Raw genomic sequence first — 24,848 nt, forward strand, 5'->3', positions numbered from 1 at the left:
CACGCCTCCTTGCGGTCACCGGCTCGCTCACAGCGGCCGGAACGCGTTGCGGGTCAGGGTGAACTGCTGGGTGTAGGAGCCTCGTTGGACCGAGTGCGTGACGCTCTTGACGTAGTACGTCCCGTCGTACGCCTCGCCCGCCCCGTGCACCGGAACGGGCCGCCGGGGCCGCAGTGGCTGCCCGTAGCGCAGGACGTCGAGGCCGCCCTGCCCGGAGATCACCTCGTAGCTGTCCGCGGCGCGGGCCAGTGCCACGCCCGCGGCCTGTGCGGGGGTGAGCTTCGCCAGGCCGCGGATCGGGGCGATCTTCAGCGGGAGCGGTCTGCGGCGGCCCATGGGCGGGCTGAGCGGGGTGACGTCCGGGACCGGGACCGGCACGGGGAACCTGGTGTCGGGGTCCTGGATCAGGACGACGTACTGGGTGGCGGAGAAGCCGTCGAAGGAGAAGGACAGGCTGTCGACGTTGGTGGCGGTGTCGCAGTTGACCAGCAGCGGTTCCTGCGGCGGGCCGAGCCGGTTCGGCGGCTCCCAGTGGGCGACGTTGACGCCGGGGACGGGGCCGGGCGCCACGAAGAACTGGTAACCGGCCTGCGCGGCGAGCTGCTTGACGTAGGCGAGGTCGGTGCCCTGGTGGCTCGGCACCTCGCGCAGCGGGTTGGGCGGCACCATCAGCACGCTCGGCACGATCGCCGGAACCAGCCCGTACATCGGGTACTTGGCGCAGATCACCGCGACCCGCGCCTCCGGGGGCAGGCACGGGTATTTCACCCCGCTGTAGTCGACGACGTCCATCATGCGCGAGACGTCCTCGCCGATGAGGGTGAGACGGGACTGGCCGGGGTCGGCGGCGGGGCCGAGCTCGTGGCGGGTGACGACGCCGTCCATGAGGACGGTGCTGCGGCCGCGCACGGTGAGCACGATCTGGGTGCGGGCGGGCGGATCCAGGGCGCCCGGGGGGAGGAGTTCGGTCAGCAGCGGGGACCGTTTGGCGGTGGCGAACCGCAGCTGGAAGCCGCCGGGCCGGCCGACGCCCTCGGTCACCTGGACCGACAGCAGGGCGTCCACCACCTCGCGGGGCACCGGCTCGGCGAGCACCGCACCGAGCCGCAGCGACAGCAGGAGTTCAGAACCCATGGACACTCCCGCCGGCCGCCGCGGACAGCGCGATCAGCAGCCGCCGGCCCGGGCGGGCGGTCAACTCGGCCGGATCCAGTACGGGGTTGGCGTCGGCGAGCTGCCAGAACAGCTCCGGGTCACCGAACGCGGCGGCGGCCACCCGGTCGAGCCGGTCCCCCTCGCCGACCGTGTGGAGTCCCACCGGCGTCAGCTCGGCCGGGTCGGGCAGGAACCTGCGGCGGACGTACGGGACCGGCTCGCCGCCGTCGGGCGGTCGGTACAGGGCGCTCTCGCTGCCGTGGTAGCGACTCGCGGGGGTGAACATCAACTGCCTCCCGGTGCCGTGCCGAGGCCGATCGTGCCCAGGCGGGACGATCGGTGCAGGGCCGCCAGCTGCTCGCGGCGCCGCTGGTAGCCGAGGTACAGGGCACCGCCGCGGTGGGCGAAGCCCAGGTCGTCGACGGTGAGGACGCGCAGGCCGAGGGAGACCTTGGCGCGGATCGGGCGGAGATTGGAGTCGAACGCCTCCTCGGTGACGGTGAACTCGGTGAGCCTGACCGGCACCACCCGGTCCCGGCTCCACACGAACACCGTCAGCGGTGCCTCCGTCGGAGCGATCTCGAAGGCGCCGGCCCGGGCCGCGGCGTCCTGCGCGAGCAGCGCCGGCGCGGTCGGGTTCACCAGCAGGTCCAGCGCGGCCAGCACCGGCAGCAGCCCGTACCGCGCCACCGCCTCCGCGTCCGGATCGGCCGGGTCCTCCAACTGGGCCGTGGCATCCAGCTCGACGTCCACCTTCACCGTCTCGTGCGCGGGCCCCCTGAGCCGCAACGCCTCACTCCGCTCCCCCGCCTCCGCTCCGACACCCTGCGGCTGGAGCGTGCGGGTGACCGTGTCGGGGTTGTACTGCAAAGCGATGACCCGCAGGACCGCCCCGGTGGCGGGGGCGAGGAGGACGAGCGCGCCGCGGGGGACGACGGGGGTGTCGGGGAGGAAGGAGGAGGTCATCGGGGTTCGCCCCCTCGGGCCGCGCTGCCGGTCCGGGAGTCTTGCCTCGGAACACGGGCGTCCTGTGTCATCTCCCCCACCGCGGCGGCCGCCGCCCGCGCGATCGCGTCGACGCCCCTCGCGCCGGCGGTGGCCCGCAGCCGGTCGACGGTGGTCACCGTGGAGTCGGTGGCTGCGCCCGGCCACGCCCGGGCGTCGTACGACGTGAGGCGGTCCCGGAGGGCCGCGGCGAGCAACTCCGTGATCTCCGCCGGGGACCGGCCCGCCGCCACGCCCGCGTCCAGGACCACCCGGTCGATGCGCAGCGCGATCCGTACCGTTCGTCTCATCGCCATGCCGCCTCCGCGGTGAGGGCTGCCGGGAGCGGCAGGTCGAGCTTGCGGAACTCGGCGCGGGCCGCGTCCCGTACCGTCGCGGCGTCGACGGGCCGTCCGGCGGCCGCGGCGCGGAAGGCCGCGCCGAGTGCGATGGCCTGGATGGCCGCGCCGGTCGTCGGCAGGTCCGCGAAGGGCCGCAGGTCGAGGTCCGGGGACAGCGGTACGCCCGCCGGGAACGCCGCCGCCCACAGGCGGCGCCGCTCGGGCGCGCCCGGCACCGGGAACTCCACGACGAACCGCAGCCGTCGCAGGAACGCGGGGTCCAGCGCGCCGCGCAGATTGGTGGCGAGGACGGCCACCCCGCGGTAGGCCTCCATGCGCTGCAACAGGTAGCTCACCTCGATGTTGGCGTACCGGTCGTGGCTGTCGTGGACCTCGCTGCGCCGCCCGAACAGCGCGTCGGCCTCGTCGAACAGCAGCAGCGAGCCGCCGCCCTCGGCCGCGTCGAAGACCCGGCGCAGGTTCTTCTCCGTCTCGCCGATGTACTTGCTGACCACCGCCGACAGGTCGATCCGGTAGTGGTCCAGGGCGAGTTCGTGCGCGAGGACCTCGGAGGCGAACGTCTTGCCGGTGCCGCTGGGTCCGGCGAACAGCGCGGTCACGCCCTGCCCGCGGCTCATCCCTTTCCCGAACCCCCAGTCGGCGAAGACCGTGGTGGCGTGCCGCACCTGGCCGGCCATGCGCCGCAGCACGTCCATCTGGTCGTCGGGCAGCACCAGGTCCGCCCAGCGGGCCCGTGGCACGGTGCGCCGTGCCAGTGACTCCAGCCGGGGCCGGGAGGCGTCCCGGCAGGCCGCCCACAGCCGGGGCCCGGGGAGGGCGTCGGTCGGGTCGTCGGCGTGGGCGGCGCCGATGCGGTGCAGGGCGGGCAGGCCGAGGCGGAACTGTCCGGCCAGCGCGGCCGGTACGCCGTCCGGGTCGAGGCCGGTGACCGCGGCCCACAGGGCGCGCTGCTCGTCCGGCGGCGGCACACTCACGTCGATGACGGCCCCGGGCAGCTCGGCCACCGGCCACACCTCCCGCGCGGCCAGCAGGACGGGGCCGCCGGTCCGGGACAGGAAGCGGTGCACGGCGGCCGTCAGGGCCGCGTCGTCGGGGTCGGCGTCTGTGGCGTCGAGCAGCAGGGCGACCGGCAGCAGTCGGGTCTCCCGGTGCCACAGCAGGGCCGCAGCGTCCGGATCCGTCCCGCCGTGCAGCAGCAGCTTCGCGGGCAGCCGGTACACCTCGCGGCTCAGCCGTGCGCAGGCCCGTACGGCGACGAGCGTGCCGCTCGCGGCGTCGTCGCAGACGAGCTGGACGACCGGGAACCGTCCGCCGGGGGCGACGGACGGCAGCGCGGCCGCCACCGCGTCCACCGTCCGGCGCGCGGAGGCCGGGGAGGGCAGGCCCGGGGCCGGGTCGGCGACCGGTTCGACGACCGCGAGGAGCCGTTCGTCGAGGTCGTTGAGACCACGGACGAGGTTGGCGATGCGGTCGTCGGCCCGCAGCGGCGCGGTGAGCAGCGGCTGCGCGGGCCCCCGTACGGCCTCGGCGAGCCGCCAGTGGCGCAGGGGCCGCCGGGGCGACAGCACGTCCCAGCGGGCGTCGTCGAACAGCCGCAGGGCGAGGGCGAAAGTCGGTGCCGTGGCCGCCGGGTCGCTCTGGGCGGCGGCGATCGCGGCACCGAGGGCGGGGTCCAGGGCCGGGGCGGACGCCAGCAGCAGCACGTCGCGCTCGAAGTCGGTCAGTCCGAAGCGGTCGGCGAGCGCCACGAGGGCGGGCGGGCCGGTGTGTTCGGGGCGGGCCGCGTCCTGCCGTTCGGCGGCGAGCCGGTCGGCCGCCGGGCCTGTCCCGGGTGGCTCGGGCTGCCTGGGTGCCGGTGGCAGGGCGGGGGCCGGCCGACCGCGCCGCGTCCAGTGTCTGCCGCTGTCCGACACCGCCGCGGGTCGCGGTGCCGACTCCTCGTGCCGGGGCCGCGCCGGGCCGTCGAGGCGGGCCCGCAGCCAGGCCAGGGAGGCCGACAGGTAATGGTTGTTGGCCTCCTCCCAGCGGAGGTCGACCGGTGTCCCGAAGCTCTCGGGGTCGTCGGACGTCACGGGATCGTCACCTCCACGGTCGACCCGCTCAGGAACGTGCCGGTGGTGCGGTCGGCGATCTCGCTGTCGACGCCGTCGACGCGCAGCCGTACCCGGGCCTTCCCGGGTGGCAGGACCGCGGTGACCGACAGGGTCGTAGTGCCGGCGGTGAGCAGGTCCACGGCCAGCTGGTGCGTCCCGACGAGGACGGCGGCCCGCTGGCCGGGGAGGACGGGTTCGGCGGCGGTGACGGTGACCTCGGTGCGCGCCGGGGTGCCGCCGGCCGCGGTGGCGGCGAGCGCGATGACCCGCGGGCTGACGCCGAGGACGAGTTCGTTGGTGTGCGGGCCGGCGTCGGCGTCCGGGGCGAGGCTGACCGACCAGGGTCCGGCGGGCAGTGCGGCGGCGGGCAGCGGGAGGTCGATTTCGGTGGCCCCGGCGGCGGGCGCGGGCAGGGGCACCTCGGCGGACCGGTTCACCGTCAGGTGCCGCAGCCGCGCGGTGAGCGGGACGGCGGGCAGGTTCTCCGCGAGCAGCGTGACCGTGTCGCCGGGCAGCGCGCCGACCTGCCCGGGAACCGCGTAGCGGACGGCGAGCAGGGCGGGCGCGTGCGACGCCGCGTCCGGCCTGACGACCGGGGAGCGGCCGTCGGCGCCCCGGCGCAGCACGGGCAGCGGGGAGCTGCCGGGCCGGGTGCTGTCGACGAGGACGACGGTGACCTGGTAGGCGGACGACATGCGGAACGGCGTCCCGAACGCCGTCCACATCGTGGCGATGTCCTCCTGGCTGAGCGTCTCCTGGGTGATGCGCACGCGTTCGCCCTGGAGGTGCAGGTCGCTCTGCGGCAGCCGCACGGCCGTCGCCCTGCGGATCTCGTCGGCCGACAGCACCGACGGGTCGTGCAGCGCCAGCATCGCCGCGCCCAGCAGTTCGTGTGCCGTGCCCTCGTCGTTGCTGTAGGCGGCGAGCAGGTAGTGCAGGACCAGCGGCAGGACGGGCCGGGGCGACTCCCCGGGCGGCGAGCCGGGCGGATCGGCGTTGCGGAAGGCGGGGTTGAGGTCCGCCCGGTACAGGAAGAGGTTCACATGGTCGCCGCTCACCGCGTCGGGCGCGCGGTCGGGCGGGGCGACGGTGACCTCGGGTCCGCCGAGCGCTTCGAAAAGTCGGGTGCGCAGGGTGGCCGTCACGGCGGCGATGGCGAGGGAGTTGCTCATCCCAGGTCCCCCTGCGCGCGGCGCCGCAGGTAGGTCTCCAGCGCCTTGGCGTGGTTCTCCCGCACCGCGGCGGACGGCGGGCGTGGTGCGGCCGTGGCGGGCGGTGTGCGGACGTCGAGCCGCCCGATGGACACCTCGACGACCACCGTGGGCGCCGCCTCCACCGCCATGGCTCCCGGATCGGCCTCGGGGGCGGCCGCCGGGGCGGTGGGGACCGTGCCGACGCGCAGGCGTGGGTGATCGGGCATCACGGTGACCGGTACGGGTTCCGTCGACGGCCCTCCCCTCGGCGGTGCCGCCGCGGCGGGCGGTGCCTCGGCCGCTTTCAAGGCCGCGGCGGGCGGTGCCTCGGCCGCTGTCACGGCAACAGGAAAAATCGGCACCTGCTGACGTCCCGTCACCTTCGCGCGTACGACAGGAAAGTGGTCGTCTGTGAGGGAGCGGGAGGGCGTCGTCGGGTCCGGCCGCTCCCCCACCTCCTCCACGGCTGCCGCCCCGCGCGGTGGGCGTTCCTCCGCCGCAGGTTCCTCGAGGGGCGCGTCGACCGGTTCGTCCGCGAGGGCCGGGGGCGTCTCGTCGACGACACCGCCCGCGGGCCGGTGTGCGTAGGGGGCGGCGGGGCGGGGGCGCAGGCCGGGGAGCGGGGCGCCGCTGCGGCCGAGAAGGCGGTTCAGGGGGCCGTTCACGCGCCCACCAGCCCCAGGTAGCACTGGCGGCGCCAGGGGCTGAGCGCGAGGGTGTCGGCCTCCGACCAGCCGTAGGCCCGGGCCAGGTCGTGCACCTCCTGGAGAGTGCGTCGGCCCCAGGTGTCCAGCTCCGCCCAGAGGAAGCCGACAATGTCGAAGGTCTCCTCCCAGGTGTGCTCGCAGTCGGGGCAGTCGAGGTCGATCCGCGGGTCAAGGAGGGGGTCCGCGGCCAGCCATGCCTCGGCGACCGCGCCGACGGGGGCGGTCGGAGCGCAGCGGTGGGCGAGGGCCTCGTCGGGGGCGGGCGGATCGGCGTCCAGTACGGCGGCCAGGTCCGCGCTCGTGGGCATGCGAACAGGGACGTCGCGGCCGCCGACCCGTACGGTCACCGTGCCCGGGACCGGCTGCCCGGACACGGACACCGGCGCGGGCACGGGCATCGCGTCGAGCAGGTCCCGCTGGTCGAAGGCGACCTCGACGTCCGTGCCGCACCCGGGGCAGCGGGACACCGCCTCGACGCCGGTGCCGAACAGGGCGGCGCGGAAGGCGAACAGGGCCCGGTCGCGCAGGCCCACCGGCACGTCGGCGGCCGCGGCCCGGGTGGTGCCCCGGGCGACGGCGAGCAGGGCCAGGCCGCGGCGCAGCGGGTCGCGGCCCCAGCCCGCCTCCCAGGCGTCCAGCAGCTCGGCGGCGCTCACTGAGGTCATCCGGTTCTCACCCCCCGTACTCCGGTCCGCCCGTCAGAAGTCCGGCTCGGTGGGCTCGGCGACGCTCACGTCCCGGATCCAGCCCTCGTTCTCCAGCTTCAGGTGCTGGATGGCGACCGCGTTGGCGTTGGCGTCGAGGTCGGGCAGCGCCTGGTACTCCGAGACCCAGCAGCGGAACACCTGGTAGGCGAGCACCTTCTGGCCGGCCTCGTTGTAGACCTCGATGATCAGGTCCTTGCGGAAGCCGGCGAGGGCCACCTCACGGTCGCGCTGGTCGGGCGCGGCCTGCGCGTTGGCGTAGTTCCAGACCTTGTTCGCCCACAGTTCGAACTCCGGGTCGTGGGTGACCCCGCGCTCCAGGGTGATGGGCTCGTACTTGGTGCGGCCGGGTGACTTGCGGGTGCTGGAGTGGTCGCCGCCGTCGCGGTGCTCCACCACCTCGGTGGTCCGCTTCAGGGCGCTGACCTTGCTGATCCCGGCGACATAGCGGTTGTCCCACTTCACCCGGAACTTGAAGTTCTTGTACGGGTCCAGGCGGGCGGTGTTGGCGGTGAACTGGGCCATCTCAACCCTCCTGGCCGGTGGCGGAGTCGCGCTTCTGCTGGATGCGGATCAGGACGAACTCCACGGGTGCCAGGGGCTGGAAGCCCACGTCGATGGTGACGATGCCGCGGTCGATGTCGTCCTGGAGGTTGTTCGTGGCGTCGCAGCGCACGAAGTACGCCTCCTTCGGTGTGCGGCCCTGAAAGGCGCCCTGCCGGAACAGCCGGTTCATGAAGGCGCCCACGTTGAGCCGGATCGAGGACCACAGGGGTTCGTCGTTGGGCTCGAACACGACCCACTTCGTGCCGATGAACAGCGATTCCTCGATGTGCAGGGCGACACGGCGGACCGGGAGGTAACGCCAGGGGTCACCGAGAGCCTCGGCGCCGCGGCAGGTGCGGGTGCCCCAGACGACGTTGCCGTACACGGGGAAGGTGCGCAGGCAGTTGACACCGAGTTTGTTGAGGGCGCCGTTCTGCGCGTCCGTCAGCCGGAACGCGAGGGAGCGCACGCCGAGGAGGCCGCCGTCGTCGATGCCGGCCGGGGCCTTCCAGAAGCCGCGACGCGTGTCGGTGCGGGCGATCACCCCGGCGACGGTGCCGGCCGGCCCGACCTCGCGGTCCGGTCCGCCCAGCGGGTCCGAGACCAGCACGTTGGGGAAGAACACCGTGGCGTTGCGTCCCGTCACCCCGCCCACGAGCGGGCCGGCCTGGGCGCCCTCCCTCGCCTTGTCGGGGCTGACCCAGGCGAACGGCGGGTCGAGCAGCAGCATGGCCCGCCGTTCCACGCACAGCCGCGCGGCGGCGTCGACGACGGGCGCCCAGCGGCTGTCACGGTCGTCGTCGCCCTCCGGCTTCTCCAACTGGGCGGGAATCACGAGAAGGTTGAAGAGGTCGACGTCGGCCAGGGCCGCCAGACCCGTGAGGACGTCCGCGGGTTGCAGGGCGGTGTCCTCCACCTCGCTGAACGCCTTGTCCTCGACCGCGGTCGGCCGCTGGTCGAAGGCCTGCGGCAGTACGGGTTCGACGAGCTGCGAGGTGGCGAGCGCCCGGTCCAGGCGGCGGCTCGCGAGCTGGGGGTCGACGGAGACGAGATACGTCTCCTTCGTCCGCCCGTCGGTGACCTCCAGGGTGTAGACCGTGTCCTTCTCCGGATCGGGGTCGTGGGTCACGCTCGCCTTGAGGGCGCTGCCGGCCGAACCGGGCGCCCTGGCCCGGAGTTTCACTCCGTTGCCGAGGTCGGCCTCGGCGTACTCGGGGGCTTCGCCGACGCGTACGACGACCGCCTTGCTGCCGCCGTTGAGGAAGAACTGGTAGACCGCGTAGCTCAGATCGCTGCCGGTCCACAGTCCGCCGAAACGATCCTCGTAGTCGGCCCAACTTTCCAGCGTCGTAGGTGTTTGTGGCCCCGTCAGGGCCGGTCCCACGAACGCCGTCACCGACGTCTCGACGCCGGCGATGGGCCGGACCGGACTCTCGGTCTCCTCGATGTAGACACCGGGATAGGAGAATTGCGTCGCCATAGCCCCTCTGGCCTCCCTCACCCGACGACTTCCGGCCGCCGGAGGTGCGTCGCATGGTGCACGGGGCGCAGTCACCGGGTCGTCACCGGCATGTCACGGGTCCGGTGACGGGGAAGTGACGCCTCCGGGTCCACACTCCGGGGCAGTGGGGCCGGGCGCGCGGGTGAACCGGCCGGGCACCGCACGGCCGGGGGCCCACACCTCGGCCGACGGCGGGCGGTGCGCGTGGCCCCGCGGCGGGTGACATCGCGGAGGAGGCCGGTATGGGCGCACACCGAGACGGTCATATGGCGGCGGCCCGGACGACGGACGTGCCGCCGGGCACCGTCCAGCGGTGCGGGGACCACGCGTGTCCGCCCGGCACCTGCGGGCACCGGGACGACGAGCACGCGGTGCTGCGCCGGCACCCCGCCCCGCACTCCGCCCCGGCGGCCGGAGGGGCGGCACCGGAGTCCGTGCACGCGGTACTGCGGGGGCCCGGGCAGCCGTTGGAGCCGCCGGTGCGGTCGGGGATGGAGGGCTGGTTCGGGCGGGACCTCGGCGCGGTGCGCATCCACTCGGACGGCGCGGCGGCACGGTCCGCCGCGGACATCGGCGCGCTCGCCTACACGGTCGGCAACCGGGTCGCCTTCGGTGAGAGGCAGTTCCGTCCCGGCACCGACGACGGCCGGCGTCTCCTCGCCCACGAACTGGCGCACGTCGTCCAGCAGGGCGGTGTCCCTCCCCCGTCCGGCGGTGCCCTGCGGCTCGGCGCCCCGGACGACCGCCACGAGCGCGAGGCGCACTCGGTGGCCGCCCGGGCGGCGCACCCGACGGCGGGCGACCGGCCGGACACCGTTCGCCGCGCGCCCGTACCGGGACGGGCCGCGCCCGCGGGGACGGCGGGAGCGCCGGCGGTACGGGTCGACTGCGGGGCGATGCTCATCGAGTTCGCCACGGACAACGGTGTGGAGGCCTACTCCCTGACGTCCTGCCGCATGCCGCCGGGTCAGTACACGGCGACCGTCCAGGTCGACGGGCACGACCTGGTCCTCGACTTCGGCGAGCAGACGGGCGGCGAGGCCTTCGCGTTCTCCTACCGCGTCGGCCCCGGGCAGCGGGATCCGAGCCGGTTGTTCACCCGCAACAACACCGTCGTCACCGTGACGGTCAACGACACGGCGGGGGCCGCGCGGTCCGGTCCCGGCTCCGGGCCGCGCCCCCTGGAGTCGGTCCTGGTCCCGGACGCCACGTACGCGCTGGCACTCGCCCCCGGCTACATGGTGAGCGGTGGCACCGGGCTGGCGCGCGGGGCCCTGATGAGCGAGGCGCTGGCGGGCGACCTGGTCGCCGCGGAGGCCGTGGGCACCGCGGAGGCGCTCCTCGCCGCCCAGGGACTCGGTACCGCGGGCACCGTCGTCGCGGAGGGCGCCGGCATCGGGGCGACTCTGACAGCCGCGGGCGAGGGCATCCTCTTCGTGGAGGCGGCCGGCGCGGCCGAGGTCGAGGCGGCCGTACCGGTCGCGGGCTGGATCGTGGGAGCCATCGTCCTCGCGGTCGCGGGCGGACTCCTCGTGGCCGGGTACCTCCTCTCGCGCGAGACGAGGCCGAAGACGCAGCAGCAGCCCCGGCAGCGCACGGACACCGGCCGCAGGACGTCGCCGGAGCCGACCCAGGACGTCTTCCCCGACGTCGGCCAGGACACCCGCCGCAGGCGCAGGCCTCAGCAGTGCCGCTCCGCCTGGATGCCGCCGGCGGGCGGGAACGTCGTCCACGACGAGTTCGCACGGCTCGTGGCGCTGCGCTACGGCAACGCGATGTACGCCACGGTGAACTACTGGCTGACGGACGGGCGGGTCGTCGCCGACTTCGACCACCACAATCCCGACGTCAACGAGTTCTTCGAGGCGAAGACCCGGCACGAGATCCTGCTGCGCGACTGGGCGCGCAGCCAGCCCGAGATCCTCGCCCGGCTCCTGGAGCAGGCCGGCCGGCAGCACGAGATCCTGACCCGCTGCGCGGAGCCGGGCTGGCGGCTGGTCTGGTTCTTCGACGACGAGCGGGTCGCCGACGTGGCGCGCGAGTACCTCGGGCCGGTGGTGGACGAGGTGCGGTTCATGCCGTGGAACCGGAGGGTGCCGTAAAAACCGTTGGCCCGCCCGGCGCGTCAGTGGACGTGCCGGGCGAACGCCTCGTACGCCCGCTCGTCGAAGAGAACGAACCTGACCTCTTCGACGGCGGTCGGTGTGGCGGCGCGTACCGTCTCCGCGGCGATACGGGCGCCGTCGTCGATGGGCCAGCCGTAGATGCCGGTGGAGATCGCGGGGAACGCGACCGTGCGGGCGCCCAGTTCGTCGGCGATCCTCAGCGACTCCCGGTAGCAGGAGGCGAGTTGGCCGGAGCGGTCGTCGGTGGCGGACCAGACCGGTCCGACGGTGTGGATCACCCACTGCGCGTCCAGCTCCCCGGCGGTCGTGGCGACCGCCTGCCCGGTGGGCAGGCCCTTGCCGTAGTGGGAGGCGCGGAGCCTGCGGCAGTCGTCGAGGATCGCGGGGCCGCCGCGCCGGTGGATGGCGCCGTCGACGCCACCGCCGCCGAGCAGCGAGGAGTTCGCCGCGTTGACGATGGCGTCGACGGACTGCCGGGTGATGTCGCCCTGGACGAGAGTGATCGTGGTCATGGGGCCTTGATACCAGCCAGCGGTCGCCTCACCAGGTCACGGGCAGGGACCGCAGGCCGTGGATGGCGGACGTCGAGCGGGGCAGCCTGTCCACCGGCTCCGTGAGCCGGAGTCCGGGGAGCCGGTCGAAGAGGGCGGGCAGGCCGATCTGGAGTTCGGCGCGGGCGAGGGACTGCCCGACGCACTGGTGGAGCCCGTGGCCGAAGGCCAGGTGTCCGGCCGCGTCGCGGCGGATGTCGAGGGTGTCGGGGTCCGCGAAGACGGCCGGGTCCCGGTCGGCCGCCTGGAGTGCCACCACCACACCGTCCCCGGCCCGGATCAGGACACCGCCCAGGTCGACGTCCTCAGTGGCGATCCGCCGCATCCCCGCGTGGGCCACGGTCAGGTACCGCAGCAGTTCCTCGACCGCGTCCGGCCACCGGTCGGGGTCCGCGCGCAGGGCGGCCAGTTGCCCGGGGTGGCGCAGCAGGGCGACGACCGCCAGCGGGAACATGTTCGCGGTGGTCTCGTGGCCCGCGACGAGCAGCAGCGCCGCGACGCCCACCGCCTCCTCCGCGGTGGCCTCGCCGGTGGCCACCCGCTCGGTCGCGAGCCGTGAGATCAGGTCGTCGGCGGGTTCGCGGGAGCGCGTGGCGAGCAGCTCGCCGAGGTAGCCGTAGAGCGCCTTCCGCGCCGCCAGCATGTCCTGGGGAGTGTCCGAGGCGAAGTCGGTGAGGGTGCGCACCTGCCGCTGGAAGAAGGCGTGGTCCTCGTACGGCACGCCGAGCAGCTCGCAGATCACCCGGGTGGGCTGCGGCAGGGCGTACGCCTCGACGAGGTCGGCCTCGGCCCGGCCGTCGGCGGTCATCGTGTCGAGGAGTTCGCCGCATATGCGGGCGATGGCGGGGCGCAGCCGTTCGATGCGGCGGAAGGTGAAGTCGGGGACCACCATGCGCCGCAGACGGGTGTGGTCGGGCGGGTCCATGACGAAGAACTGTCCGGGGCCGGGCGGGGGCACCCGCGGGCTCAGGCCGGGGAAGCCCTCGCGGGTGGCGTCGGCGCTGAAGCGCGGGTCGTCGAGGACCGCGCGGGCGTCCTGGTGCCGGGTGATCAGCCAGGGGCTGTTGTCGCCCCAGACGGTCACCCGCCGGATCGGCTCCACCGTCTGCCACTTGGCGTACTCGGAGGCCGGGTCGAGCAGCGGGCGTTCGGTGGGCAGTGGGGGGAAGGTCATGCCGACGTCTCCTTCAGTCCGGCGAGGGTGAGCAGCAGGGACTTGACCTCGGTCGCCGCGTACGCGTCACGGGCCGGTTCCGGGTTCGGCCGGGAGCACAGCAGTACGGGGCCGTGATCGGGGTCGTCGGGCAGTCGGCCGTGGCTGCCGCTGACGCCGGAGGGGTCCAGCGGGACGGTGCGGATGCGGTACCGGAATCCGGACTTCTTGCGCAGGACCGAGCCCACGGCGCGCAGTTTGACCGCCGGGACGCTGTCGTCGTAGAGCAGTTCGGCGGGGTCGTAGCCGGGTTTGCGGTGGATCTCGACCTGGCGGGCGAAGTCCGGGGCGCGCTCGTCGTCGAGCCAGTAGTAGTACGTGAACCAGGCGTCGGGGTCGGCGATCGCCACGAGTTCGCCGGAGCGTTCGTGGTCCAGGCCGTGCGCCGCCTTGCCGTCGGCGTCCAGCAGCCTTTCCACACCGTCGAGTTCGCCGACGATCTTCGCGACCTTCTCCGTGTCGGCCGGGTCCCGTACGTAGACGTGGGCGATCTGGTGGTCGGCGACGGCGAAGGCGCGGGAGGTCCAGGGGTCGAGGTACTCCATGCCGTCCTGGGTGTGGACCTGGAGGAGTCCGGCGCGGCGCAGGGCGCGGTTGATGTCGACGGGGCGGGAGGCGGGGGCGATGCCGTACTCGCTGAGCGCGACGACGGTGGCGCCCTCACGCACGAAGTGGTCCATCAAGGGGCGCAGGGCGTCGTCCAGTTGGCGGGCGGCGCGGGCGGTGGCCGGCGAGTCGGGGCCGGAGCGCTGGGGTTCGTAGTCGAGGTGCGGGACGTAGACGAGGGTGAGGTCGGGTTGCTGCTCGTCGAAGATCTGGCGGGCGGCGCCGAGGATCCACTGGGTGGAGGGCATTCCGGCGTTCGGCCCCCAGTAGGTGAAGAGGGGGAACGGGCCGAGGCGGTCGGTGAGTTCGGTGTGCAGGGTCGGCGGCCAGGTGTAGCAGTCGGGTTCCTTGCGGCCGTCGGAGTAGTAGACGGGGCGCGGGGTGACGGTCCAGTCGACGTCGGCGCCCATGGCGTACCACCAGCACACGTTGGCGACCTTGTAGTCGGGGTCGGATCTGCGGGCGGTCTCCCAGATCTTCTCGCCGCCGACGAGGGCGTTGTGCTGCCGCCACAGCAGGACCTCGCCGAGGTCGCGGAAGTACCAGCCGTTGCCCACCGCGCCATGTACGGAGGGCAGTTCACCGGTGAGCAGGGTGGACTGGACGGTGCAGGTGACGGCGGGCAGGACGGTGTCGAGGCGGGCCCGGAATCCGCGTTCGCCGAGGGCGGCGACGGCGGGCATGTGGCGCAGCAGGTTCGGGGTGAGTCCGACGATGTCGAGGACGACGACCCGGTGGCGGTCGGTGGTCATGAGTGCTCCTCCTTGAGGCCGAGGCCGGTCAACCGGTCGCGGGCCCAGGCGAGTTCGGCGGCGATGCCGCCGGGGAGGTCGGTGGGGGGTTCGGGGAGGACGGACCAGGTGTAGGTCTCCACGTCGATGTGGTCGCAGGCGGCGGTGGGGCCGCCGAGGAGTTTGGCGAGTACGTCGGTGAGCGGGCCGGTCGTCGTCCGCAGCGGCGGCTCGGGGTCGGCGTGCAGGGGGGCGTGGAAGTGGACCCGCCAGGCTCCGGTGTCGGTGGGCAGTCCGCCGTCGAGCGCCTCGCCCAGGTCGTCGACGCCGAGCACCTCGCCGTCGCGCACGGTGCGGGTCTGGTGCAGGAACCTCGGTTCGGCGAGCCTGCGCAGGGCCGCCCGGGCGGCGGGGTCGGCCGGGTCGGCGGCCTCGACGGCGCAGGACGCCTGGAGTTTCACGACGGGAAGCCCGGCGTCCACGAGTCGCCGCAGCGCCTCAGCGGGGTCCTCGAACTGCACGGCGAGATGGCAGGCGTCGAGGCAGACGCCGAGCCGCTCCGGGTCGAGGCCGCCGAGTTCGCGTACCGCCTGGCCGGTGGTCTCCACGACACATCCGGGCTCGGGTTCGAAGCCGACGCGGACACGGCGGCCGGTGTCGGCCTCGATGGCGGCGAGCCCGGCGGCCAGCCGGTCCAGGGCGCGGCGGGCGGTGTCGGCACGCTCGGCGGGCCAGGGGTCGCGCCAGCCGAGGGGCAGCGTGGAGACGCTTCCGCGTGCGGCGTCGTCGGGCAGCAGCGCGGCGAGGACGCGGGCGCAGTCGAGGGTGTGGCGCAGCCGTGCCTCGTCGGCCCAGTCGGGGTGGTACACGTCCTTCTTGACGACCTCGCGGTGGAAGCCGGCGTACGGGAAGGCGTTGAGGGTGACGGCCTCCAGGCCACGCGCCGCGAGCTCGTTCTTCAGCCCCCGCAACGCCCCCTCGTCGGTGCTGAGTTCGGTGACGACGTCACGGGCCAGCCAGAGTCCGATGCCGAGCCGGCCGACGCCGAGCCGTTCACGGACGGGCTCGGCGTAGAGGGCGAGTTGGGAGACGACGCCGTCCAGGTCCTCCGCCTGGTGGACGTTGGAGCAGTAACCGAGGTGTACGGCTGTGCCGTCGGGGTGCCGAAAGCGCATGGGGCCGCTCACTCTCCCCCGCGTCGGATGGAGTTGCCCTGGAAGGTGGAGGTGTCGTCCGGCTTGGGCTCGTCGAGGTCGAGCCGTCCGCTCTGCCCGTAGAAGGCGACGGGGTTGCGCCACATCACCTGGTCCACGGCGTCGTCGTCGAACCCGGCGGCGAGCATCGCGTCGGCGGTCCTGCGGGTCTTCAGTGGGTCCGAACGACCCCAGTCGGCGGCCGAGTTGACGAGGACGCGGTCGGTGCCGTGCTCTTTGAGGATCTCGACCATCCGGTCCTCGCTCATCTTCGTTCGCGGGTAGATCGAGAAACCCGCCCAGCAGCCGCTGCCGAGGACCATGCCGACGGTGAGTTCGTTGAGGTGGTCGAGGACGACGAGTTCGGGGGCGATGCCCGACTCCCGTACGACGTCCAGGGTGCGGCGGGTTCCAGCGGCCTTGTCGCGGTGCGGGGTGTGCACGAGGGCGGGCAGGTCGTGGGCGACGGCGAGCTGGAGCTGACGGGCGAGCGCCTCGTCCTCCTCGGGGGTCATGGAGTCGTAGCCGATCTCCCCGACGGCGACGACCCGGTCCTTGGCGAGGTAGCGGTCGAGCTCGTCCAGCACGGGCAGACAGCGCGGGTCGTTGGCCTCCTTGGGGTTGAGGGCGATCGTGCAGAAGTGCTGGACGCCGAACTGCGCAGCCCGGTACGGCTCCCAGCCGAGCAGCGAGTCGAAGTAGTCGTAGAAGCTCTCCGGGGAGGTGCGGGGCTGCCCCATCCAGAAGGCGGGTTCGACGACGGCGCGCACTCCGGCCGCGTACATGGCCTCGTAGTCGTCGGTCGTGCGGGACGTCATGTGGATGTGCGGGTCGAAGATGCGCATGTCAGGCCTCTTCCTTGAGGGCTTCGGATACGGCGACGGGCTCGGGCCCGGCGTCGCCGAGGGCCGCGAGGGCCCGTGTGGCGGCCTCGGGGCGGGTGGGGGCGAGGTCGCGGGCCCGGGTGGCGAGGGTGGTGGCGACGGCCGGGAAGGCACGTACCAGGGGCCAGACGTCGGCCGGTACGTCCCGGCCGGCGGCGATCCGCTCATGGGCGAAGTCGGCCAGCATGCGGGCGAGTTCGTGGTCGGCGCGGGTGTCCAGGCCTGCCACGCGGTCCAGGGGGATCTCGTGGAAGAGGCACTTGAGGACGGCCTGCCGGTACTCGGCGTTAGGAAGACGAGCGGCCCCGTACGGGCCGAGCGCGCTCTCGATGACGCCGGTGTCGTTGCCGCGCAGGGCCTCGCGCAGGAGGAACAGGGCGAGGTCGTCGTCGCCCGCGTCGGCCGCGGGGGCGTCGAGGAGCGGCAACGCGCGTAGCACGGCTCGCTGTTCGGCCGGGTCGCCGTGCCGGTACAGGCCCTTCACCTCGTCGGCGAGTGCCCGGCCGCGCAGGGTCAGCGCGGTGAGCAGGGCGGCCCGGGCGGCCTCGTCCGTGGTCCAGTGGGCGTCGAGGCGAGCCTGTCCGCAGCGTCTTCGCGCGGCCGGGAACAGGGCGCGGATCGCGGCCGGTTCGGCGGCGACGCTCGCGAGAGCGTCGTCCAGCCAGGCGCGGGCCGCCTGGGACAGCGGGCCGGACCGGAGCAGGGGGCGCGGATCAGGGAGTGTCGGCGGGAGCGGGCGTGCGTCGGGCATGGGAGGTCGACCTCCTACGAGACGGGAGGGGGTGTGGGGTGGGTGGTGCGTGGGACGGAGCGCGCTCAGGCGGTCGCGGTGCGCAGGAACTCGATGGAGCGGCGGGCGATGTCGGGGGCGTCGAGGGCGCCGCCCTGGATCTCGACGGAGACCAGCCCGCGGTGCCCGAGATCGCGCAGCGCGGCCAGCACGGGCGGGAAGTCGATCTCGCCGGCGCCGAACTCGAGGTGCTGGTGGACGCCGCGCCGCATGTCCTCGATCTGCACGTTGCACAGGCGCGGCGCGGCCTGCCGTACGCACTCCAGGACGGGCCGGTCCTCCACGCAGTGTGCGTGCCCGATGTCCAGGGTGATCCCGAACAGCTCGTGTCCGCCGACGAGTTCGGCGAGGCGCAGACAGCGTTCCACGGTGTCGACGCACATGTACGGCTCGGGCTCGAAGGCGAGGGCCACGCCGTACTTCGCGGCCGTCTCCAGCACCGTCCCGACTCCGGCGGCGAGCCGCTTGAGGGCGTCCGCCTCCGGCAGCCCGTCCGGGGCGGGTCCGCTGCACAGGTGGACGGTCGGGGATCCGAGGTCGGCCGCGATGCGCACGGCCCGGCGCAGCAGGTCGATCCTGAGTTCGGCCCCGTCCGACATGAGCGTCGGCAGGTGTTTGCCCCACGGGTCGAGCAGATGGGGTGCGCCGGTCTCGACCGTGACGTCGAGTCCGTGGCGGTCGAGTCGCCGGGCCAGGGAGGTGACGCGCCGGGTCAGGTCCTCGGCGTAAGGGTCGAGGTGGACGTGGTCGAGGGTGAGGGCGACACCGTCGTAGCCGAGGTCGGCGAGGACCGTGAGGACGTCGTTGAGCCGGTGGTGGGTGAAGCCGTTGGTGCCGTAGCCGAACTTGAGAGGTCTGGGCGGTGGTTCCATGCTCACGTTCCTCATACAGCGGTCAGGTGGGGGATATGCGCCGGGCCAGGCGTCGCGCGAGGGGGTGGGCGACACCGAGGGCCGCCGCCGTGGCCGGTGCCCCGGCGCGTGCCGTCAGCGCGGCTTGCAGGGGCATCAGCGCGAGGATCCCGGCGCCGACGGCGCGTCGCACGTTCTCACCGGAGGGCTCGCGCACGGCGCGGAGTTGGGCCGTGCCGTAGGTGCCGAGGCAGGTGAGGGCGGCGGCAGCGGTGACGGCGGCGGCCGGGCGGGCGGTGCGGTCACGCCGTGCCCGGCGCAGGGCGGGGACGACGGTCGCGAGGGTCGTGGCCGCGGAGACGGCGAGGGTGGTGGCGGGCAGCCGGGCGGGGGCGCCCGAGATCTCGTGCCGGCTGAGGGCCGTCAGCGTGTAGGTGTGCGTGCCGACCAGGGCGGCGGCCCCGGCCGCCCTGCGCGCGGCGGCGGCGCCCGCGTCGGCCGTATCAGTGGTCAGCGCGCCCGACAGGACGTTCAGGGCGCGCGCTCCCGCCATGGCCGCGGGACCGGCCGCGGTGGACTTGAGCCCGAGATCGTACGCCCAGACCAGGCCGGCCAGCGGGAGCGCTCCCAGAAGTCCGCGCCGTCCGCCCGCGACGGCGGCGAGGCCCAGCCCGGCGGCGGTCAGGCCGCTCGCGACGGCGAGGGCGGTACGGCGGGGCACGCGGCCGGAGGGCACGGGGCGTTCGGGGCGTTCGACCGCGTCGACCGTGGCGTCGGCGTAGTCGTTGAGGGCCATGCCTGCCCAGTAGAGGCACACAGAGGAGGCGGTCACGCCCAGCGTGCGGGCGGTCAACGGGGCTCCGGCGGCCGCGGCCCCCGCGAGGACGTCACCGGGGACGCTCAGTGCGGCCGGTGCACGGACGAGGCGGGCGAGGTCGGATATGCGCACGTCAGAACGACGGTCGGAGCGGAATGCCGCTTTCCGATCTTTCATGGCCGCACACTACTCAACCAACTTGAACTTTCACACTAACGCCAAACCGAAATCGGAGTGGCAAAGCCAACACCAAGATTCCTTCCGGACGCCGCCGAATCGGTGTACACGCGGCCAGTTGGGCCCTAAGGGCGTTGCCGCAGCCGCCGCCAGACGGCCTTCGCCGCGTTGTGGCCCGACATGCCGTGGACGCCCGGTCCCGGTGGGGTGGCCGAGGAGCAGATGAAGACGGCCGGGTGCGGGGTGGCGTACGGGGACAGGGACAGCTTGGGACGGAGCATGACCTGGAGTCCGCGGACCGCGCCGGAGCCGATGTCGCCGCCGACGTAGTTGGCGTTTCGGGCGGCGAGTTCGGGCGGGCCCGCGGTGGCGCGGGCGAGGACGCGGTCACGGAAACCGGGGGCGAAGCGCTCCAGTTGGCGCTCTATGGCGTCCGTGAGGTCGCCGGTCCAGCCGTTGGGGACGTGGCCGTAGGCCCAGAAGACCTGCTTGCCGGCCGGGGCGCGGGTGGGGTCGACGAGGCTGGGCTGGACCGTGATCATGAACGGCCGGTCGGGGGCGCGGCCCTCGATGGACGCGGCGCGCAGGGCCGTGTCGATCTCCTGGCTGGTGGCGCCGATCTGCACGGTGCCCGCGTCGCGGGCCTCCTTCGCGGTCCACGGCACGGGTCCGTCGAGGGCGTAGTCGACCTTGAAGACACCTGCCCCGTACCGGTAGCCCTCGTAGAAGCGGCCGAAGCCGGCGATGCGGGCCAGTGCGGTGGGCGAGGTGTCGAAGACATAGGCGCGGGCGGGCGGCAGGTCGTCGAGGCGTTTGACCTCGTAGTCGGTGTGGATGGTGCCGCCGAGGTCCTTGAGGTAGGCGGCGAGGGCGTCGGAGATGGACTGAGAGCCGCCGCGGGCCACGGGCCAACCGCGGGCGTGCGCGGCGAGGGCGAAGACGAGGCCGATGGCGCCGGTGGCCACACCGGAGAGCGGGGCCATGACATGCGCGACGAGGCCGGAGAACAGCGCCTTCGCCCGTTCGTCGCGGAAGCGGCGCATCAGCCAGGTCGACGGGGGCAGACCGACGAGGCCGAAGCGGGCGAGGGTCACCGGGTCGCGGGGCAGGGCGGTCAGCGGCAGGGACATGAAGTCGCGGGCCAGGGTGTCCCACCGGGGCAGGAACGGTTCGACCAGCCTGCGGTACGCGCCCGCGTCACGGGGCCCGAACGAGGCGGCCGTCTCGCCGACCGAGCGGGACAGCACGGCGGCGGTGCCGTCGGGGAAGGGGTGGGCCATGGGCAGCTCGGCATGCAGCCACTCCAGGCCGTAGCGCTCCAGGGGCAGGGCGCGGAACGCGGGTGAGTTGATGCCGAGCGGGTGGGCCGCGGAGCACGGGTCGTGCCGGAAGCCCGGCAGGGTGAGCTCCTCGGTGCGGGCGCCCCCGCCCACGGTGTCCCGCGCCTCGAAGAGGGCCACGGAGAAGCCGCGGCGGGCCAGCTCCACCGCGGCGGTCAGTCCGTTCGGCCCCGCACCCACCACGACAGCATCGAGCATCGACGGCACCTTCGGACCCCTTCGTCAGCCGATGGCCACTGGGGATCAGGATATGCCGGTGGACTGACTACGATCGCGGCGCGGGGGGAGTCGGCCGGGTGACGGGCTGATTCCGCCTGGTTCCGCCTGGTTCCGCCTGGTTCCGCCTGGTTCCGCGATCAGGCTGCGCCCGACAGCAGCCCCATCACCCGCCGTGCCGTGGCCGCGTCCCGTGCCGCCGTGAAGGGCAGGGTGTTGCCGCCCGTGATGCGGAACGGCTCGCCCGTGAGGGTCAGGTGGGCGCCGCCCGCCTCCTCGACCAGGAGGATGCCCGCGGCGTGGTCCCAGGCGGCCTCCCAGGAGAAGGCCGTGGCGTCCGACTCGCCCCGGGCGACGGCGAGATACTCCAGGCCCGCGGAGCCGCAGGCGCGGGGTGCGACGCCGTCCGTCCACAGGCCGAGGAGGGCGTGCTTCTGCTCGTCGGTGGTGTAGTCGGGGTGGGACGTGGCCACCGTCAGGTCCCGGCCGGGGGTGGGCGGGCCGGCGAACAGCCGCTCGCCGTCGAGGAAGGCGCCGCCGCCCCGAACGGCCGTGGCCAGTTGGTCGCGGGCGGGCGCGTACGTCCAGGACGCGAGCAGGACTCCACGCCTCGCGAGCGCGACCAGTGTGCAGAAGCCGTCGTCGCCGTGCACGAACTGCCGGGTCCCGTCGACCGGGTCGACGATCCAGACCGGCGCGTCGCCCTGTATCGCCTCGTACGTGGCCGGGTTGGCGTGCACCGCCTCCTCGCCGACCACGACCGAGCCGGGCAGCAGGGCGCCGAGCGCCTCGGTGAGATACAGCTCGGCCCTGCGGTCGGCGTCCGTCACCAGGTCGTGCGGGCCGTTCTTCTCGTCGACCTCGTGCGCGGCGAGCCTGCGGAAGCGCGGCATGATCTCGGCCGCGGCGGCCTTGCGGACCGCGTCCTCCACGTCGGACGCGTGGCGGGCGAGAAACTCGTCGATGGTTTCCTTGTCTTCGATCATGCCTCCATGAGAGCACGCGCCACTGACAATCCCCGCCCGCCCGGTGCACTCCGGGTGGAATCGGCATGAACACCGGGCGCGCGGGCGCCGGGCGGGATCACCGTCCCACGGCGTACCCCTGCATGCCCCGCGGGTTCGCGGCCGCCGACAGGATCCCGGTCCGGGGATCCCGGGCGACCGCGCAGAGCCGGCCCTCGGACCAGGGCGGTCCCACGGTCACGTCGTGGCCCCGGCGCTTCAGCTCGGCGGCGATCCGGGGGTCCGTGCGGGCCTCGACGGTGACGCTGCCGGGTCGCATGCCGCGCGGGTAGAAGGAGCCGGGGAAGCTGTCGTTGTGCCAGTTCGGGGCGTCGATGGCGCCCTGGAGGTCGAGGCCGCCGCGCACGGACGCGCGCAGGGCGACCGCCAGGAAGAAGTGCAGCTGCCACTGGTCCTGCTGGTCCCCGCCCGGCGTCCCGAACGCCATGACCGGCGCTCCGTCGCGCAGGGCGAGGGAGGGGGTGAGCGTGGTGCGGGGGCGGCGGCCGGGCGTCAGCGTGTTCGGCAGCCCCTCCTCCAGCCAGGTCATCTGCAGCCGCGTACCGAGCGGGAAGCCCAGTTCGGGCACGACCGGGTTGGACTGGAGCCAGCCACCGCTGGGCGTGGCGGCGACCATGTTGCCCCAGCGGTCGACGACGTCGAGGTGGCAGGTGTCGCCCCGGGTGCTCCCGTCACCACGGACATCCGGTTCGCCCGGAACAGGCGACGCGGGATGCTTGGCGACGGTCGGCTCCCCCGCGCCCATCGGGCCGGGGCCGGGCTCGTCGGAGACGACCACGTTCGCGTGGGTACTGAGGCGCGGGGTGCGCCCGCCGGGGCTGCCGGGCCGCAGCTCGTGGGAGGCCGTGTCACCGACGAGCCCGCGCCGCGCCGCGTTGTAGTGCGCCGACAGCAACTCGTCCAGCGGCACCTCGGCCGCGTCCCCGTACCAGGCCTCCCGGTCGGCCATGGCGAGCTTGCAGCCCTCGACGAGCAGGTGGACGTAGTCGGCGGACCCGTACGGCGGCAGCTCGGGCGGGAGCAGCGCGAGCTGCTGGAGGAGGACCGGACCCTGGCTCCAGGGTCCCGCCTTGCACACGGTCCAGCCGTTCCAGTCGTACGTCGCCGGTGCCTCGTACGCCGCGGACCAGCCGGCGAGGTCGGCGGCGGTGAGTGTGCCGGTGTGGCGCTCGCCGCTGGTGTCCAGGGTGGGGCGCCCCGCCTGCCGCACCAGGGCCTCGGCGACGAAGCCGGTCCGCCACACCTCCCGCGCGGCCTCGATCTGCGCCTCCCGGTCCCCCGCCCCGGCCACCTCGGCCAGCAGCCGTTTCCAGGTCGCGGCGAGGGCGGGGTTGCGCAGCAGCTCACCCGGCCGGGGCGCCTTCCCGTCGGGCAGGTACACCTCGGCCGACGAGGTCCACTCCGTCTCGAACAGCTCTCGGACCGTCTCGACGGTCGCACCGACGTTCTCCACGGGCGCGTGCCCGTGTTCGGCGTACCCGACGGCGTACTTCAGGACGTCGGCGAGGGGTTTGGTGCCGTGGTCGCGCAGCAGGAGCATCCAGGCGTCGAAGGCGCCCGGCACGGCCGCGGCGAGCGGGCCGGTACCGGGGACGAGATCCAGACCGAGCCCTCTGTAGTGGGCGACCGTCGCCCCGGCCGGCGCCACGCCCTGTCCGCACAGCACCCGCACCTCGCCGCCCGCCGGGGCGAGCAGGATCGGCACCTCACCGGCGGGCCCGTTCAGGTGCGGCTCCACGACGTGCAGCACGAAGGCGCCCGCCACGGCCGCGTCGTAGGCGTTGCCGCCGTCCTCCAGGACGGCCATCGCGGACTGCGAGGCCAGCCAGTGCGTGGAGGACACCATGCCGAAGGTGCCCTGGAGAGTGGGACGGGTGGTGAACACCTCTCACCTCGCTGCTCACGCCTGCCGGTCGGTTCGCCCACCTCTCCCTACCGCAGGTACGGGGCAGACATGCGTACGAGTTCACGAGCGCACGGTGAGCGTGCCGCCGGGCCCGCGGTCGATCCGCGCGCCGTGGGCGTGGCTGACCCGGTCCAGAGTGGTCCGCAGCCACTCGGCGTCCTCGTGCGAGGCGTGCTCCAGCCGCATCCGCCGTGCTTGGAAGGGCACCATCCGCACTTCGGCCGGCCTGGTGCCGGGCTCCGTCGTGACGAGCGTGACGAGGTACAGCAGCCGCAGGTCGTCCCGGTAGCGCTCGTAGCCGCGGATCCCCTCGTAGTCGTCGACAAAGTCGCCGCACCCGTACAGGACGAGCCGTCCCCGGTACACCTCCACCGGGCGAGGATGGTGCGCGGAGTGTCCGTGCACCACGTCCGCTCCGCCGTCGACCAGGGCGCGGGCGAAGCGGACCTCGTCACGGGAGACGCCGAAGCCCCAGTTGGCACCCCAGTGGACCGAGACCACCACGACGTCTCCCGGTCTCCTCGACCGCCGTATCCGGGCGATGAGTTCGGCGGCCGCGGCGGCGGACGGCCCGGCCACGAGAGCCACGCCCGCGCGGCGGTCGGTCGCGGCCCACTCGTGCGGGACGCCGCTGGACGGCATCCCGCAGGAGAAGACCAGGACGCGGCCGCCACCGCGCACGGGGACGACCGCCGGCCGCCCGGCCTCCGATGCGTTCCGGCCCGCTCCCGCCGTCCTGAGTCCGGCGTCCGCCAGGGCCGTGAGCGTCTCGTCGAGTCCGCGGGGTCCGAAGTCCAGGACGTGGTTGTTGGCCAGCGTGCAGACGTCGGGACGGGCGGCGGCCAGGGACGGCAGGTTGGCGGGATTCATGCGGTAGTGGACGTCCTTGTCGGGTGCGAAGGAGCCGTCCTGCGTGACGCTGGTCTCCAGGTTGACGATCCGGGCGTCGGGCGCGGCCCGGTCGAGGACGTCGAGTGCCTCGCCCCAGGGCCAGGAGAAGCCCACCGGGCGGGGGATCGGCCCGTTCGCCGCCTCGGCCAGGTCGACGTAGGCGCGGGCGTCGCGGACATACGTCTCGCGCAGCACGGGGTCGCCCGGGTGCGGGAGGATCTGGTCGACGCCCCGGCCCAGCATCACGTCACCGCAGAGGGACAAGGTGAGGCTCATGGTCGTGGGC

23 protein-coding genes are annotated in these 24,848 nt (G+C 73.9%); 1 reads left to right on the plus strand and 22 read right to left on the minus strand.

Annotation, left to right across the window (positions count from 1 at the left end):
- Positions 1-27: 27 nt before the first annotated feature.
- Genes ACFYWX_RS01310 through ACFYWX_RS01355 form a run of 10 tightly spaced genes read right to left on the minus strand, consistent with a single transcriptional unit; the run spans position 28 to position 9,224 of the window.
- A complete protein-coding gene (locus ACFYWX_RS01310) occupies positions 28-1,134 on the minus strand; it encodes a hypothetical protein (RefSeq protein WP_389421949.1) in 1,107 nt (368 codons plus the stop codon).
- The gene (locus ACFYWX_RS01315; RefSeq protein WP_389421950.1) at positions 1,124-1,441 is read right to left on the minus strand and encodes a LysM peptidoglycan-binding domain-containing protein; all 318 of its coding nucleotides are present in this window, start codon (positions 1,439-1,441) and stop codon (positions 1,124-1,126) included. Before ACFYWX_RS01315 ends, ACFYWX_RS01310 begins: the two co-directional genes overlap by 11 nt.
- Positions 1,441-2,121, minus strand: a complete 681-nt coding sequence (locus ACFYWX_RS01320; RefSeq protein WP_389421951.1) for a hypothetical protein — start codon at positions 2,119-2,121, stop codon at positions 1,441-1,443. Before ACFYWX_RS01320 ends, ACFYWX_RS01315 begins: the two co-directional genes overlap by 1 nt.
- Entirely contained in the window at positions 2,118-2,456 is a 339-nt protein-coding gene (locus tag ACFYWX_RS01325; RefSeq protein ID WP_389421952.1) for a hypothetical protein, read from the minus strand. Before ACFYWX_RS01325 ends, ACFYWX_RS01320 begins: the two co-directional genes overlap by 4 nt.
- Positions 2,447-4,573, minus strand: a complete 2,127-nt coding sequence (locus ACFYWX_RS01330; RefSeq protein ID WP_389421953.1) for an AAA family ATPase — start codon at positions 4,571-4,573, stop codon at positions 2,447-2,449. The genes ACFYWX_RS01325 and ACFYWX_RS01330 overlap by 10 nt, the downstream gene beginning before the upstream one ends.
- Positions 4,570-5,766: a DUF4255 domain-containing protein gene (locus ACFYWX_RS01335; RefSeq protein ID WP_389421954.1), complete on the minus strand. Its 1,197-nt coding sequence runs from the start codon at positions 5,764-5,766 to the stop codon at positions 4,570-4,572. Before ACFYWX_RS01335 ends, ACFYWX_RS01330 begins: the two co-directional genes overlap by 4 nt.
- Positions 5,763-6,452 carry a hypothetical protein gene (locus ACFYWX_RS01340; protein WP_389421955.1) on the minus strand — a complete coding sequence of 230 codons (690 nt, stop codon included), beginning with the start codon at positions 6,450-6,452 and terminating at the stop codon, positions 5,763-5,765. The genes ACFYWX_RS01335 and ACFYWX_RS01340 overlap by 4 nt, the downstream gene beginning before the upstream one ends.
- On the minus strand, positions 6,449-7,159 hold the full coding sequence (locus tag ACFYWX_RS01345) for a hypothetical protein (protein WP_389421956.1): 711 nt from the start codon (positions 7,157-7,159) through the stop codon (positions 6,449-6,451). The genes ACFYWX_RS01340 and ACFYWX_RS01345 overlap by 4 nt, the downstream gene beginning before the upstream one ends.
- Positions 7,160-7,192: 33 nt before the next feature.
- The gene (locus tag ACFYWX_RS01350) at positions 7,193-7,723 is read right to left on the minus strand and encodes a phage tail protein (RefSeq protein ID WP_389421957.1); all 531 of its coding nucleotides are present in this window, start codon (positions 7,721-7,723) and stop codon (positions 7,193-7,195) included.
- 1 nt (position 7,724) lies between these two features.
- The gene (locus tag ACFYWX_RS01355; protein WP_389421958.1) at positions 7,725-9,224 is read right to left on the minus strand and encodes a phage tail sheath family protein; all 1,500 of its coding nucleotides are present in this window, start codon (positions 9,222-9,224) and stop codon (positions 7,725-7,727) included.
- Positions 9,225-9,487: 263 nt separating this feature from the next.
- Here ACFYWX_RS01355 and ACFYWX_RS01360 point away from each other — a divergent pair, with 263 nt between their 5' ends.
- Positions 9,488-11,347 carry a DUF4157 domain-containing protein gene (locus ACFYWX_RS01360; protein WP_389421959.1) on the plus strand — a complete coding sequence of 620 codons (1,860 nt, stop codon included), beginning with the start codon at positions 9,488-9,490 and terminating at the stop codon, positions 11,345-11,347.
- A 23-nt stretch (positions 11,348-11,370) separates the two neighbouring features.
- Here ACFYWX_RS01360 and ACFYWX_RS01365 read toward each other — a convergent pair whose 3' ends face one another.
- The 12 genes from ACFYWX_RS01365 to ACFYWX_RS01420 all read right to left on the minus strand — a co-directional run bounded on the left by ACFYWX_RS01365 (position 11,371) and on the right by ACFYWX_RS01420 (position 24,838).
- Positions 11,371-11,883 carry an O-acetyl-ADP-ribose deacetylase gene (locus ACFYWX_RS01365; protein WP_389421960.1) on the minus strand — a complete coding sequence of 171 codons (513 nt, stop codon included), beginning with the start codon at positions 11,881-11,883 and terminating at the stop codon, positions 11,371-11,373.
- A gap of 28 nt (positions 11,884-11,911) precedes the next feature.
- Positions 11,912-13,096, minus strand: a complete 1,185-nt coding sequence (locus tag ACFYWX_RS01370) for a cytochrome P450 (protein WP_389421961.1) — start codon at positions 13,094-13,096, stop codon at positions 11,912-11,914.
- Positions 13,093-14,493, minus strand: coding sequence for an alkaline phosphatase family protein (locus ACFYWX_RS01375; RefSeq protein WP_389421962.1), 1,401 nt, complete (start codon positions 14,491-14,493; stop codon positions 13,093-13,095). The genes ACFYWX_RS01370 and ACFYWX_RS01375 overlap by 4 nt, the downstream gene beginning before the upstream one ends.
- Positions 14,490-15,647: a metabolite traffic protein EboE gene (eboE, locus tag ACFYWX_RS01380; protein WP_389421963.1), complete on the minus strand. Its 1,158-nt coding sequence runs from the start codon at positions 15,645-15,647 to the stop codon at positions 14,490-14,492. The genes ACFYWX_RS01375 and eboE overlap by 4 nt, the downstream gene beginning before the upstream one ends.
- Positions 15,648-15,655: 8 nt before the next feature.
- Positions 15,656-16,510 carry a TatD family hydrolase gene (locus tag ACFYWX_RS01385; RefSeq protein WP_389421964.1) on the minus strand — a complete coding sequence of 285 codons (855 nt, stop codon included), beginning with the start codon at positions 16,508-16,510 and terminating at the stop codon, positions 15,656-15,658.
- Position 16,511: 1 nt separating this feature from the next.
- A complete protein-coding gene (locus ACFYWX_RS01390; RefSeq protein ID WP_389421965.1) occupies positions 16,512-17,300 on the minus strand; it encodes an EboA domain-containing protein in 789 nt (262 codons plus the stop codon).
- A 65-nt stretch (positions 17,301-17,365) separates the two neighbouring features.
- Positions 17,366-18,211, minus strand: coding sequence for a sugar phosphate isomerase/epimerase family protein (locus tag ACFYWX_RS01395; RefSeq protein ID WP_389421966.1), 846 nt, complete (start codon positions 18,209-18,211; stop codon positions 17,366-17,368).
- A 22-nt stretch (positions 18,212-18,233) separates the two neighbouring features.
- Complete coding sequence (locus ACFYWX_RS01400; RefSeq protein WP_389421967.1) at positions 18,234-19,139, minus strand: SCO3242 family prenyltransferase; 906 nt, start codon at positions 19,137-19,139, stop codon at positions 18,234-18,236.
- A 170-nt stretch (positions 19,140-19,309) separates the two neighbouring features.
- Positions 19,310-20,722, minus strand: coding sequence for a phytoene desaturase family protein (locus tag ACFYWX_RS01405; RefSeq protein ID WP_389421968.1), 1,413 nt, complete (start codon positions 20,720-20,722; stop codon positions 19,310-19,312).
- 158 nt (positions 20,723-20,880) lie between these two features.
- Positions 20,881-21,726 (minus strand): inositol monophosphatase family protein, encoded by an 846-nt coding sequence (locus ACFYWX_RS01410; protein WP_389421969.1) that lies wholly within the window; start codon positions 21,724-21,726, stop codon positions 20,881-20,883.
- 97 nt (positions 21,727-21,823) lie between these two features.
- Entirely contained in the window at positions 21,824-23,650 is a 1,827-nt protein-coding gene (locus ACFYWX_RS01415) for a gamma-glutamyltransferase family protein (protein ID WP_389421970.1), read from the minus strand.
- An 81-nt stretch (positions 23,651-23,731) separates the two neighbouring features.
- A complete protein-coding gene (locus ACFYWX_RS01420) occupies positions 23,732-24,838 on the minus strand; it encodes a CapA family protein (RefSeq protein ID WP_389421971.1) in 1,107 nt (368 codons plus the stop codon).
- Positions 24,839-24,848: the final 10 nt, after the last annotated feature.

This window comes from Streptomyces sp. NPDC002888, assembly GCF_042888465.1.
Taxonomy (GTDB): domain Bacteria; phylum Actinomycetota; class Actinomycetes; order Streptomycetales; family Streptomycetaceae; genus Streptomyces.